This window comes from Yoonia sp. BS5-3, from assembly GCF_038069655.2.
GTDB lineage: Bacteria > Pseudomonadota > Alphaproteobacteria > Rhodobacterales > Rhodobacteraceae > Yoonia > Yoonia phaeophyticola.
In genome coordinates this window covers 2,856,219-2,869,063 of sequence record NZ_CP150951.2, presented here as the reverse complement: position 1 = coordinate 2,869,063, position 12,845 = coordinate 2,856,219, and the positions used below count along the sequence as shown (strand labels likewise).

Genomic DNA, 12,845 nt, shown 5'->3' with positions numbered 1-12,845 from the left:
CAAATCAACTAGCGCCATGCCCATTAATCACCGGGTCAAACGCAACCGCTTGCAACGCCCGGACGCGCGCGGCGGGAACCCGCGCGATCTCAAGGCACATAAAGACATGCATGGTTTGCATATGTCTATCGATCACAAGATGATCTCCAACCCAGCCGCCCATCGCCAAATAGGTGCGGAGCAATGGCGGCAACGCAGCTTGGCCTGTGCCATGACACAGGGCAGCAAGCGGCAACGCTGTATTCCGGGCCGGCGGGCGCAGTTCTTTTGGCCCCCGATGGCGGCCCAAACGGCCTAGCGCGCGCCCAAAAACCGCAGGATCGGTTCCCGAAAAACTGGCACAGCCATACAACATCTGCACGTCTCGGGCAGCAACATATCCCGTCAATCCGCCCCAGGCGAGCCGCAGCACATCGGCGTCAAGCACATCGGGCGCAATGCAAAAACGGCCGATCTCAAGCATTGGCAAACCGCGTTCTGCAAGACCCGTCAGATCGTAGAACTGCGCGGTATAGCCATCAGCCCCGTCCATCAGACGCATCGTGGCGACAAGACGGTCCGCAGGATCTGTGATCATGACATGACGCGCGCGCGCATCAAACGCATCTTCATCGACACCCGGGCGACCAAAGAAACACACGTGACGTAGACGCTGACAGGCCAACCGATCCGCCGCATTGGCAGCAAAGCGCAGGGCATAGCGGCCTTTCTGAAACGGAATTGTCATCACGGGTCACCTTGGCGAAATCTCACCTGCACTCTATGTCAGAGTGCAGGACGACGGAAGGATATCAAAGTTAGATGGAAAAACTTGTCAAAACCGATGCAGAATGGCGCGCGCAGCTCTCTGATCTGGCATATAAGGTCACGCGTAAACATGGGACAGAGCGCGCAGGCACCCATGACGATTTTCCAAAAGAACCAGGAACTTACAACTGCATTTGCTGTGAAATGCCCGTCTTCGATCAGGCGCATAAATTCGAAAGCGGGACAGGCTGGCCGTCTTTTTACCAGCCCGCTAACCCGGACAATGTGGGCGAAAGCATCGACCGCAGCTTTTTCATGAAACGGACCGAAGTGCATTGCAACCGCTGTGATGCGCATCTCGGCCATGTCTTTCCAGACGGGCCACAGCCCACAGGGCTGCGGTATTGCATCAACGGGGTTGCGCTCGCGTTCGAGGCAGAGGACGGCTAAAGACGGGCGACATCCCGTCCCGGGCCTGACCCGGGACCTCCCCCTCGCGTCGAACCACCAGATCATCGACGACAAATGCGCCGTATCTGATCACGCCACTCTAATCACAAATCAAGCGGTGTGGTCGGGGTCTGAGCCAAGGCTCTGACGTCGGCACGCGGCAGATGCCACCAGGGCAGTCTGCATCGCCTTCAAAAGTCGGAAAGAAATAGGCGTTAGCGCGCACCTTAAAGCGCGAAGCGATACTGCTTTCGGTCGGCAAGGGAACATTGTCCAGGGCCAGGTGAAATCCCGCAGCCGTTGGTTCATCCTCTCTTATACGGTAACCGCCCCACTCTGTCGGGTTCCCCAAGATGCCGCGCATAACATGATTGAACCGCACCGAGGGTTGTGCGTCTTGTTCCTCATCACAACTGCGCAGGTTAGACGCAAAAGACGCGCCTGAATGCGACACCTGTTCAAAGCCGCTGTCCAGATTGGCCGTCCACGACCCGCCCATAACTGCAGACCCGGTCAACGAGACACAGACCATCGCCTGCCCGGAAAGTGACAACGCCAAATCCTGCGCCTCCAGCAAAGCGAAGGGATCAACGATTTGCCTGTCACCAGAGCACGCGATCTCTTGTTGGAAGTGTTCGCCGCCCCGCCGCTCCGTAATGAAGCATCGTTCTTCGGGCTCTACGACGATCGCCTCCACGATGGGTTGCGCGGTGCCGTTCGGCGCTGTTTGCGGCACTCTATTTTTGTCTTCTTGACGGTAACTCTGCACCTGTCCAGTCGGGCGATGTTCCACCGCAAACGGCACGTCGGAGGCCGCAAAATCCAATTGATAAGCGGTCATTCCTGCCGCTTCACACCCCGGTTGCGGCCCCAGAACAGTATATTGTGCAAAATAGGCGTGGCGCGTGCCGTCTGCAATTTGATCAGCGGTTGTTGCATTGGCCATCATCAAACTGGCAGCCAATACGGTTGGAAAGCGACTATTCAATCGGTGCATGAAATCTCCTGATTTACATCAATAGACTCCATATAGGTAAGCATTACTGACGTTTCAATGGCGCCCTGAGCGGATCAAGCCTCTTCCCTCAACAGCCAGGCACTTGCTACGATGATGATCGCAGCGCCGATCCACATCGTCCCCGCTGGCGCAAAGCCAAAGAAAATAAGGCCAAGCATCACATTCAGCGGTAGTTTGAGATGATCAAAGGGCTGCAAATAGGCCGCGTCGCAAAGCACATAGGCGCGCACCAACAGATATTGCGCCGCCGCGACCGCGAGCCCGGCCAGGGCCACCAGCCACAGCCCTGACGCGCCTACAGCAAAGCCTGCCTGCCAAGACAGGGCGAAATTGATAGGCACTAGCAGGACAAAAAGATACAAGGTCAGGGTGCCAGCGCTCTCGGTCGCGGTCAGGCGTTTCGCGATAAGCGATGATGCGGCCCAGAATGCGGCCGCCGCCACGGGCAAGACGGCGGCGAAGGTGAAATCATCATGCCATGGTGCCAGAATGATGCAGCCCCCGAACGCCCCTGCAAGCAATGCGACAATCCGCGGGGCCGTCATCTGCTCGCGCAGGAAAATCCAGGCTCCCAAAGTGACAAACACGGGCGAGGTCAGGATCAAAGCGACCGCCTGCCAGATCGGCACATGCGCGAGGCCGGAAATCCAAAGCTGGACCCCAATGGCCGCCAAGACCACCCGCCCGATATGCGCCACCAGATGCTGGGTCCGCAATCCGGCACGCCATAGCAGCGGCAAAACCGCAACCAGCGCAATCGCATATTGCCAAAAGGCGATTGTCGGGGCGGGAACGCCATGCAGCATTCCGGCCCCCTGCACCGCCGTGTTGGACCCTGCGAACAGCGCCCCGGCGGTGATAAAATAGAAAGGCCCAACAAGTGGCGCCCGGTTCATTTCCATCTGGATCATCGCATTGTCCTTTCTTGCCGCGTATGACCCAAGGCAAAACAGGACATACCGGGCGCATCCACGCACCGGCTTACCCGCTCTCTTTCATCCGGACTATAACCGTCGGCTCAGGCATCGCACCTGATCTGCTGGACCCCGGTCGAAACCGGGCGCTCGCGGGCTCGGGATTTCCCCATACCGCCGGTGGGGAATTTCACCCCGCCCTGAGAACATCCCGACGCTAGCGCAGGATATATTATATATCAATAGTGTATCAATTTATGTTTGATCAAAAGTGACGTGCCCCTCCCGTACAGGTCGCAAACGGGAAACTGTACATACAGGTTCTGTACGGATTATGTACGTCAAACATACGCCAGGGCGACCTGGCACCTGATCCGAAAGAGGCATCATGATCTCAAGCAGCATCACCCTAAGCCCCGTGCTGGCCACGCTTATCTTTTGCGTGACCTGCATCGCAGGTTTCCGCTATCGCCGGGTGTGGAAAACCGAAGGGCCGCGCTATCAATATTGGGTGTTCGGCATAACCGCCGCTGCTGGGCTGCTGGTATTGGGATTTATCCCGATCGCCGTACCCGGCTAGCCCTGTTCGTCCAGGCCCGCCCGCTCAAGCATTTTGCGGGCGCGCGGGCATTCCAGACGTTCCCGAAGCGGCGAATCCGGGTCGATTTCCTTGTGGCAGACAAGGCACTCATCCCCGTCACCAATGGCATTCAGCCCCCCGCAGCTGCCCTTGATCCGTTTATTCATGAAGATCACGCCAAGCGACATGCCCAGCATGATCAACAGAAGAAGCGTAAAGGTCAGTGCGAAAGTTGCCATGATGCTGCCTTAGCCAGAGTGATTACGCGGTCAGAGCCTCAAATTGAGGGCTGAGCGTTGTCTTATAGGTAGGTGCCCCGCCCGCGCGATCAAGCTCGATGAACTGCACGGCCACGCCATTGGCTTCAGCGATCTCAAGCCCTTTTTCACGGCCCAGGATCAGCATCGCGGTCGACCAGGCATCCGCCAGCATCGCATTCTCATCCAGCACGGTTGCGGATGTGGTGTTATGCGTCACCGGATAGCCAGTCGCCGGATCGATCAGATGCGAATAGCGCTGACCATCTACCTCAAAATAATTGCGGTAGTCGCCCGAAGTGGCCAGACCAAGACCGGACAGACCGACAATATCAATCACGCTGCGATCAGCCGCGTTCGGTGTCTCAATCCCAATCTGCCAAGGCATCCCATCAGGGTTGCGGCCAGATGCATAAAGGTCACCGCCGATCTCAACCATATAATCAGTCGCGCCAAAGCGTTCGAGGACCTGACCGATATAGTCAGCGCCGTAGCCCTTCCCGATCCCGGCAAGGTAAACCTGCGCATGGTCCTGACGCTTCGCCATTTGGCCCGCGCCCAGGGACAGCATGTTGGCTTGACCTGACATCTCAATAGCGCGGGCAACCGCGTCGGGATTTGGCATCTCGGCCGCGCCGGGTGCGCCAAAGCCCCAAAGTTCAATCAGCGGGCCGATAGTGGTGTCAAAACGGCCCTCGCTGGCGGCATTTACATAGGCCGATGCCTGCATCACCTGCGACAATTCATCCGACATTGTGACCGGCATTTGTGCAGCTGCGGCATTAAAGCGCGCAATCTCAGAATCGCTTTCCCAGTTCGACAGCTTGCTATTGAAGCCAGCGAGCGCAGAATCGATTGCGGTTCTGATTTCGTTTTTGTCGAATTGATCATCATGATCCACAATGGCGACATTATATGTCGTACCCATGGATAGACCCATGATTTCAATAACTTGGCCACGTTTCTTGCATGCGGCCAGTGCCAATGTCATGCCAAGAAGCGTGCGGCGGGAAATTGTTGTCGTCTTGCTCAAGATGGGACCCTTCCGTCACAATTTCGTGCTGGCTTACCGAGATTTGAAATTTCTTCAACCTCATTATGGTCAAATCAATAAAAAACCTCTAGCAGGTACGCGGTAACAAAACCGCGCGCTGATCGCCGCATAAGTGATCGCTCGGAAACATCAAAACTAAGGATAGCAAGGTTGACGCAATTCAAGCTGCGCAAAGGATTAGACCTACCGATTTCGGGTGCCCCCGACGCGACTATTCATGCGTCTGAAAAGGTGGCTTCTGTTGGAATCATCGGACAGGATTACATCGACCTAAAGCCAACAATTTCAGTCGCTGAGGGCGATACGGTTGTCCCAGGCTCACCCATTCTGACAGATAAAAGATCACCTGATGTAAAGGTCGTCTCGCCTGTTGCAGGGCGGGTCCGTTCGATCAATCGCGGTGCGCGGCGCAAGCTGATCAGCGTTGTCATCGATATTGATGAAAAAGCGGGCACAGCGATTGATTTCAGCAAGATCGGCGATTCTGCCACCCGCGAGGGTATCACTGAACGGCTTTGCGCATCTGGGTTGTGGACGTCGTTCCGCACCCGGCCCTATTCCAAGGTTCCTGCCCCCGATAGCAGCCCGATCGCCATCTATGTCACCGCCATGGATACCGAGCCTTTGGCCGCTGACCCGCGTCTGGCGATCAGCGAAGATGCCGAAGCCTTTGCGAAGGGTCTGGAAACTGTCGCAGCCCTGACCGATGGCACCACTTATCTGTGCCACGCACCCGGCGATGCATTGCCCGGTGCCGATCTGCCTGGGGTTCGGGCAGCATCATTTGATGGCCCCCACCCGGCCGGTCTGGCGGGCACGCATATGCACTTCCTGACGCCGCCCACGGCAGAGAAATCCGTTTGGACCATCGGCTATCAGGACGTGATCTTTATCGGGCGGCTGATGCTGACGGGTATTTATGACCCGCGCTGTATTGTCGCGCTGACCGGACCGGCCTGCAAAGAACCGCGGTTGGTGCGGACCGTCGCGGGGGCCTCGCTGCCCGATCTGTGCGCCAATGATCTGCCCGATTATCCGGTGCGGATGATTTCCGGCTCGGTGCTCAGCGGGCGTGCAGGGGCTGATGCTGATGGCTATTTAGGCCGCCATGCAAGGCAAATCACGCTGATTGAAGAAGACAAAAAGCAGATCCCCATGGGCTGGATCCGCCCGATGGCGTCAAAATTTGCGGTGCAGCCGGTGCTAGGCTCAGCCATGGCAAAAACGGCCTTTCCGTTGACCTCAAACCTGAATGGCGGGCGCCGCGCGATGGTGCCACTGGGCACGTTTGAAGAATTGATGCCGCAAGATTACTTGCCAACGCAGCTTTTGCGCGCACTTCTTGTGATGGACACCGATCAGGCGCAGCTTTTGGGCGCACTTGAATTGGATGAAGAGGACCTTGGCCTTGTCGGCTTTGCCTGTCCTGCAAAATATGAATACGGGATGGCGCTTCGGGATAGCCTGACCAAGATCGAGAAGGAAGGATAAGCAATGGGATTGCGCAACTTCTTTGACTCCATTGAGCCGCATTTTGAAAAGGGCGGCAAATGGGAGAAGTATTTCCCGATCTATGAAATGGTCGAGAGCTTTCTATACACCCCCAAAACAGTGACCACCGCCGCGCCCCATGCGCGGTCTTACATCGATATGAAGCGGATCATGACCTATGTGGTTCTGGCGACGATCCCCTGCATTTTGATGGCGCTGTATAACACTGGGTATCAGACGAACCTGGCGATTGCCGAATTCGGTGCATCGGGCTGGCGTGCCTGGATCATTGAGACGCTGGGCATCGGGTTCAACTACAACAACCCCTTCGCCAATATGTTGCATGGGCTGCTGTATTTCTTGCCGATTTACATCACCACATTGGTGGCCGGCGGTATTTTTGAGGTGATCTTTGCCACCGTCCGCAAGCATGAGGTGAATGAAGGTTTCCTTGTCTCCTCAATGCTTTACACACTGATCCTGCCCGCCACGACGCCACTTTGGCAGGTCGCATTGGGCATCATCTTTGGTGTGGTCATCGGCAAAGAGGTGTTTGGCGGAACCGGCAAAAACTTCCTGAACCCCGCGCTGACAGGCCGTGCCTTTCTTTACTTCGCCTATCCCGCGCAATTGTCCGGCGACAGCGTCTGGGTGCCCGTTGATGGCTTCACTGGGGCGACGGCGCTGGCTGTATCGGCCTCTGACGGGTTTCAGGCGCTGGCCGCGCGCGGCATGACCTGGTGGGACAGTTTCCTGGGCTTTGTGCCGGGGTCATTGGGCGAAACCTCAACCCTTGCGGCGCTTTTGGGGCTGGCGTTCCTGCTGGCCACGAAGATCGCCAATTACCGCATGGTCTTGGGCTGTCTGGGCGGCATGATCGGCTTTTCGCTGCTGCTGAACCTGATCGGATCAGATACGAACCCGATGTTCGCCATGCCGTGGTACTGGCATCTGGTGCTGGGCGGCTATGCCTTTGGTCTGGTCTTTATGGTGACCGAACCGGTGTCAGGCGCACATACGAATATGGGTCGCTACATCTATGGGGCACTGATTGGCGTCATGGTTGTGATGATCCGCGTGATTAACCCGGCCTTCCCCGAAGGTATGATGCTCGCGATCTTGTTTGGTAACGTGTTCGCGCCGCTGATTGACCATTTCGTCGTACAAGCCAACATTAAGCGGAGGGCAAAGCGACATGCCTGATGATGAACAGCAAACCGCGCCAAAAGGCATGATCAAAAAATTCCTGGCCCTGCCCGCCGATTCCGTTGGAAAGACCTTCGTTGTTGCGGTGGCGGTGTGTCTGGTAGCGTCCATGGTGGTTTCCGCTGCGGCGGTGGCGCTGCGCCCCGCACAGGCCGTGAATGCGCTGAAAGACAAGCAGATCAACATCCTGCAGGTCGCCGGTATCTACGACCCGTCGATTGACGTGCTTGAGGCCTTTGAAGCGTTTGAGCCCCATGTGCTTGACCTGGAAACAGGTGAGTTCACCGACGCGTTTGATCCGGCAACCTTTGATGATCGCGCGGCAGCCGATGATCCGGCCACATCCGAAGCGCTGGAAGAAGATCCCGCAGGGATCGGGCGGCAGTCGGACTATGTGACGGTCTATCTGCTGCGCGATGACGCAGGTGCGATCGACAAGGTGATCTTGCCCATCCACGGTTACGGTCTGTGGTCCACGCTGTACGGGTTCATCGCGCTCGAAGAGAACGGCAATGATGTCTTTGGCCTGCAATTCTATGATCATGCCGAGACACCCGGGCTGGGGGCTGAGGTGGACAACCCGCGCTGGCGTGCCCTTTGGTCTGGTGCGCGGCTGCGCGACGACAATGGTGATCTACAGATCACCGTCGCCAAAACCGCCCCTGCCGCTGGCGACGAATACCATATCGATGCGCTTGCGGGCGCGACGCTGACCTCGGTTGGGGTCGATAACCTGATCAAATTCTGGATGGGCGAATCTGGCTATGCGCCTTTCCTTGAAAATCTCAAAGCGGGAGGCGTGTAATGGCCCATAAACGCAGAGAAATGCTGGTCGATCCATTGGTCGACAACAACCCGATCACCTTGCAGGTCTTGGGGATTTGTTCGGCACTCGCGGTGACCTCATCACTGCAAGTGGCGCTGGTGATGACCATCGCGGTGACTTTGGTGACCGGGTTCTCATCGATGTTCATCTCGATGATCCGCAACCATATCCCAAGCTCGATCCGGATCATCGTGCAGATGGTGATCATTGCCTCGCTGGTGATCCTGGTGGATCAGGTGCTCAAGGCTTACGCGTTTGAGATTTCCAAGACGCTGTCGGTCTTTGTCGGGCTGATCATCACAAACTGTATCGTGATGGGCCGGGCCGAGGCCTTTGCCATGAAAAACCCGCCCCTGGACAGCTTTATCGATGGTGTCGGCAACGGGCTTGGCTATGGGCTGATCCTGATGCTTGTCGGCTTCATTCGCGAGCTGTTCGGCTCGGGCAGCCTGTTTGGCATTACGGTGTTGCCAACGGTCAACAATGGCGGCTGGTATGTGCCCAACGGCATGCTGCTGCTGCCGCCATCCGCCTTCTTCATCATCGGGCTGATCATCTGGGCCTTCCGGTCCTGGAAACCTGCCCAGGTGGAAGAGCGCGAATATAAAATTCAAACGGTGGATGCACACTGATGGAAGCCTATCTTGCTCTTGCCGTTAAGGCGATCTTTGTTGAAAATCTGGCGCTGTCCTTCTTCTTGGGGATGTGTACCTTCATCGCGGTGTCCAAGAAAATCTCAACCGCGATTGGGCTTGGGATATCCGTGATGATCGTGCAATCGATCACGGTGCCGGCGAATAACCTGATCCTGACCTATCTGCTGGCGCCCGGTGCGCTTTCCTGGGCTGGTTTCTCGGATGTGGATCTGACCTTTCTGGGCCTGATTTCCTATATCGGGGTGATCGCGGCGCTGGTGCAGATCCTTGAGATGGTTCTGGATAAGTATTTCCCCCCGCTCTACAATGCGTTGGGCGTGTTTTTGCCCCTGATTACAGTAAACTGCGCGATCCTGGGTGGATCTCTGTTCATGGTCGAGCGTGGCTATAACTTTGGCGAAAGCGTCACCTACGGGGTGTCTTCCGGTTTTGGCTGGGCCTTGGCCATCACCGCAATGGCGGGCGTGCGCGAAAAGCTGAAATATTCGGACATTCCCGATGGCCTGCAAGGGCTGGGGATTACCTTTATCACCGCCGGACTGATGGCCATGGCCTTCATGTCTTTCTCTGGCGTGAAACTGTAAAGGACGACTGAAATGGCAACCTTTAGTCTTGGTATCCTTCTATTTACCATCATCGTTCTGGCGCTGGTGTCGGTCATCCTGGCCGCCCGGTCCAAGCTGGTGTCCAGCGGCAACGTGAACATCACCATCAACGGGGAAAAGACGATCTCAGTCCCTGCGGGTGGCAAGCTGCTGCAAACGCTGGCGGAACAGAAACTGTTCGTGCCATCCGCCTGCGGCGGCGGCGGAACCTGCGCCCAATGCCGTGTGCGCATCCATGAAGGGGGCGGGTCGATCCTGCCGACCGAGGAAAGCCACATTACCAAGCGTGAAGCAGCTTGCGGCGATCGTTTGTCCTGTCAGGTGGCCGTCAAGCAAGACATGCAGGTCGAAGTCCCCGAAGAGGTGTTCGGCGTCAAAAAGTGGGAATGCACGGTGCGCTCCAACGAAAACGTGGCGACCTTTATCAAAAACCTGGTGCTGGAACTGCCCGAAGGGGAAGATGTGAACTTCCGTGCGGGCGGCTATATCCAGATTGAAGCGCCTGCGCATGCGCTTGAATACAAGGAATTTGATGTTCAGGAAGAGTACCGGGAAGACTGGGACAAGTTTAACTTGTGGCAGTACAAATCGACCGTATCCGAACCGATTGAGCGCGCCTATTCCATGGCCAATTACCCCGATGAAAAGGGCTTGATCATGCTGAACGTGCGGGTCGCCTCCCCTCCTCCGGGCAGCGACGTGCCTCCGGGACAGATGTCGTCTTACATCTTCAACCTCAAGCCCGGCGACAAGGTCACGATCTCTGGCCCGTTTGGTGAATTCTTTGCCCGCGATACGCAAAAAGAAATGGTCTTTATCGGCGGCGGTGCAGGCATGGCCCCGATGCGCAGCCATATCTTTGACCAGCTCAAGCGCCTGAAAAACCGGGATCGGAAAATCACCTTCTGGTACGGTGCGCGCTCCAAGAAAGAGATGTTCTTTGTCGAAGACTTCGACGAGCTGGCAAAAGAATTTCCAAACTTCACCTGGCATGTCGCCCTTTCAGACGCGCTGCCCGAGGATGATTGGAAAGGCTATACCGGCTTCATCCACAACGTGCTGCATGATGAATATCTCAAGGACCATCCGGCACCCGAGGATTGCGAATTCTACATGTGTGGCCCGCCCATCATGAACTCATCCTGCATTAACATGCTGCTCGATCTGGGCGTCGACCGTGAAGATATCATGCTGGACGATTTCGGCGGCTAAACGCAAGAAGACAAAAGGGCCGGCTCTGCAAAGAGCCGGCCCTTTTCACTTATTCCCTGCGGATTGTCAGGGTCATCTTTCCCCGATTATTCCCGTAAAAGTGCCAGGCATCATTGGGGTAGCAATACAGATAGCCGCTTTCACGCGGGACCACAGGGCCCGCTCGCGCGCCGATCAGAAAGGGTTGATGCGTGGGCGGTTCTGTATCCTGCTCTTCCGGTACGCCCGGCTTTAGCTGCCGCTCACCATTGGCAATCACGCCCACCAAGGCAAACCACGGCCACTGGTCCTGACGACGCGACAGGATCGCCCGGCTGGTCTGATCATCCTCTATCGAAAACAGCGCCCGCTTCAAACGCCCTACCCCTGCAAGGACGGCATGCCCGGCGGCTTGAAAGCTGTTCTTGAGCCCCTCCGGGCCGCTTTTCAGGGATTTATCCAGCCATTCGCCCGACGCCTCAAAATGATACGTCGCCCCCTTCTCCAGATAAAGACCGGTCGCGCACCAACGGTGTTTTGCACCAATGGTTCGGGTGACCGGCGCTGCGCCCTTTTTCAACTTTCCGGTCGGCCAATAATCGGATTGGGTGATCGGCGGTTTCGCCAACCGGCGGCGCGCCGAGGCGTGCACATATTTCGTACTGTTCACATCAGGTACAGCGCGCGGCTGGGTGCGCAACCATTTGAAACCGCCTTGCACAGAATCGTGCAATAGCCCCCGATCATCCGGTGACAGCTGATCAAGGAAACGTTCCTGAAAATCCAACCCGCATTTGGCCGCCTCAGTTATCATCCAGTCCAGCGTGATATCCCCAAGCCCCGCCTGTGCGTAAGAGCCGCCAATATCGCCATGCACGCCCGGGAACCAAATTTGCTTGATATCGCGTTTACTGTCGATCTTGGTCCACAAGGTGGGCGTGAACGAGAAACGACGCTCATCCATGGCAACCGCATGGCGCGCGGTTTTAACACCCTGCCCCAGAACAGTATCATGGAACTGGTATTTTCGGCGATTGAACATGCGCCGCATAAAGTTCAGATCGGGCGGGATCCCCAGCGCCCCGACAGTGTCAAAAACCCCCATAAACCGGATCGGCACGTCTTCATGGCTGCCCTCTTGCGGGGGGGCGGTGTCGCTACGTTGGCGATAGTAATTATAGGCGGCGGTCACAGCCTCCCATTTTTCGGGCTCGGTCAGGTCTGCGCTGGTGTGATCAAGAAGACCAACCTTGCCAATCAGCCCCCCGAGGCTGCGCACAGTATAGGCCCCGCGGCTAAAACCGCAGACGAAAATCTGATCTTTGGTCGGGCCACGATAATGATCGCAAAGCCATTTGAACGGGCTTTTGATATCGTCATCAATCCCGTATCCCAGCGCCCCGCCTGAATATTTCCGCAATCTGCTGCCATTCGTGCCAACGCCGCTACGGTAATATTTCAACTGCTGATCACTGCCCGTGATCGCGGTATAAAATTTGTAGACATTTGTAGGCGCCGGTGTGCCGCCATCCATATTATGCGGGGTATTCCAGGTGCCATCACAGCAAACAATCAACTTACGCATCACAACAGCCAGACATAAAAAAGAAATCGTATCAATTCTCACAACTGTTGCGGGTATTTTATAATCTGTCAAGAAAACAAGGGAAAACGTTCTAGCTGGGCGTTGGCGTAAAGGTCGCGTAGCAGTCTAGTTCAAGCCTGCAACGGCAATGATCTGGACCGCGCATCGCAATGCCTTGGCATGCCGGCCGCCAAGAACATACCAGTGCCCCGATAAGCCGACCGAACCGGATGTGACGGCTACCCCGCGGACAGCAACGATCAAG

14 protein-coding genes and 1 riboswitch are annotated in these 12,845 nt (G+C 56.5%); of the genes, 8 read left to right on the top strand and 6 right to left on the bottom strand.

The genetic code is table 11. The features are described 5' to 3' along the window. Positions 1-4: 4 nt before the first annotated feature. Positions 5-727: a GNAT family N-acyltransferase gene (locus AABB29_RS14585; protein WP_341366218.1), complete on the bottom strand. Its 723-nt coding sequence runs from the start codon at positions 725-727 to the stop codon at positions 5-7. Between the two features lie 74 nt (positions 728-801). On the opposite strand from AABB29_RS14585, the gene msrB reads away from it, so the two are divergent. Then, a complete protein-coding gene (msrB, locus tag AABB29_RS14580) occupies positions 802-1,197 on the top strand; it encodes a peptide-methionine (R)-S-oxide reductase MsrB (protein WP_341366219.1) in 396 nt (131 codons plus the stop codon). Between the two features lie 100 nt (positions 1,198-1,297). Here the strand turns inward: msrB and AABB29_RS14575 are convergent, their stop codons facing one another. Together AABB29_RS14575 and AABB29_RS14570 are read right to left on the bottom strand one after the other, a co-directional pair. Next, a complete protein-coding gene (locus AABB29_RS14575; RefSeq protein WP_341366220.1) occupies positions 1,298-2,194 on the bottom strand; it encodes a hypothetical protein in 897 nt (298 codons plus the stop codon). Positions 2,195-2,268: 74 nt separating this feature from the next. Then, entirely contained in the window at positions 2,269-3,126 is an 858-nt protein-coding gene (locus AABB29_RS14570) for a DMT family transporter (RefSeq protein ID WP_341366221.1), read from the bottom strand. Positions 3,127-3,198: 72 nt separating this feature from the next. Continuing rightward, positions 3,199-3,341, bottom strand: a riboswitch (FMN riboswitch). A 176-nt stretch (positions 3,342-3,517) separates the two neighbouring features. On the opposite strand from AABB29_RS14570, the gene AABB29_RS14565 reads away from it, so the two are divergent. Further along, a complete protein-coding gene (locus AABB29_RS14565; RefSeq protein ID WP_341366222.1) occupies positions 3,518-3,709 on the top strand; it encodes a hypothetical protein in 192 nt (63 codons plus the stop codon). Here AABB29_RS14565 and nqrM read toward each other — a convergent pair. Continuing rightward, positions 3,706-3,948: a (Na+)-NQR maturation NqrM gene (gene nqrM, locus AABB29_RS14560; protein ID WP_341366223.1), complete on the bottom strand. Its 243-nt coding sequence runs from the start codon at positions 3,946-3,948 to the stop codon at positions 3,706-3,708. The genes AABB29_RS14565 and nqrM overlap by 4 nt on opposite strands. Positions 3,949-3,970: 22 nt before the next feature. Further along, entirely contained in the window at positions 3,971-4,999 is a 1,029-nt protein-coding gene (locus AABB29_RS14555) for an FAD:protein FMN transferase (protein WP_341366224.1), read from the bottom strand. A 171-nt stretch (positions 5,000-5,170) separates the two neighbouring features. On the opposite strand from AABB29_RS14555, the gene AABB29_RS14550 reads away from it, so the two are divergent. The 6 genes from AABB29_RS14550 to nqrF are packed head-to-tail and all read left to right on the top strand — an operon-like array spanning position 5,171 to position 11,016. Beyond that, positions 5,171-6,511 (top strand): Na(+)-translocating NADH-quinone reductase subunit A, encoded by a 1,341-nt coding sequence (locus AABB29_RS14550; RefSeq protein ID WP_341366225.1) that lies wholly within the window; start codon positions 5,171-5,173, stop codon positions 6,509-6,511. A 3-nt stretch (positions 6,512-6,514) separates the two neighbouring features. After that, a complete protein-coding gene (locus AABB29_RS14545) occupies positions 6,515-7,714 on the top strand; it encodes an NADH:ubiquinone reductase (Na(+)-transporting) subunit B (RefSeq protein WP_341366226.1) in 1,200 nt (399 codons plus the stop codon). Continuing rightward, positions 7,707-8,522, top strand: coding sequence for a Na(+)-translocating NADH-quinone reductase subunit C (locus AABB29_RS14540; protein WP_341366227.1), 816 nt, complete (start codon positions 7,707-7,709; stop codon positions 8,520-8,522). Before AABB29_RS14545 ends, AABB29_RS14540 begins: the two co-directional genes overlap by 8 nt. Next, a complete protein-coding gene (locus AABB29_RS14535; RefSeq protein WP_341366228.1) occupies positions 8,522-9,175 on the top strand; it encodes an NADH:ubiquinone reductase (Na(+)-transporting) subunit D in 654 nt (217 codons plus the stop codon). Before AABB29_RS14540 ends, AABB29_RS14535 begins: the two co-directional genes overlap by 1 nt. After that, positions 9,175-9,783, top strand: coding sequence for an NADH:ubiquinone reductase (Na(+)-transporting) subunit E (gene nqrE / locus AABB29_RS14530; RefSeq protein WP_341366229.1), 609 nt, complete (start codon positions 9,175-9,177; stop codon positions 9,781-9,783). Before AABB29_RS14535 ends, nqrE begins: the two co-directional genes overlap by 1 nt. Positions 9,784-9,795: 12 nt before the next feature. Beyond that, positions 9,796-11,016, top strand: a complete 1,221-nt coding sequence (nqrF, locus tag AABB29_RS14525; RefSeq protein WP_341366230.1) for an NADH:ubiquinone reductase (Na(+)-transporting) subunit F — start codon at positions 9,796-9,798, stop codon at positions 11,014-11,016. 49 nt (positions 11,017-11,065) lie between these two features. On the opposite strand, the gene AABB29_RS14520 is transcribed toward nqrF, so the two are convergent. After that, complete coding sequence (locus tag AABB29_RS14520) at positions 11,066-12,580, bottom strand: DUF2235 domain-containing protein (protein WP_373636594.1); 1,515 nt, start codon at positions 12,578-12,580, stop codon at positions 11,066-11,068. Positions 12,581-12,845: the final 265 nt, after the last annotated feature.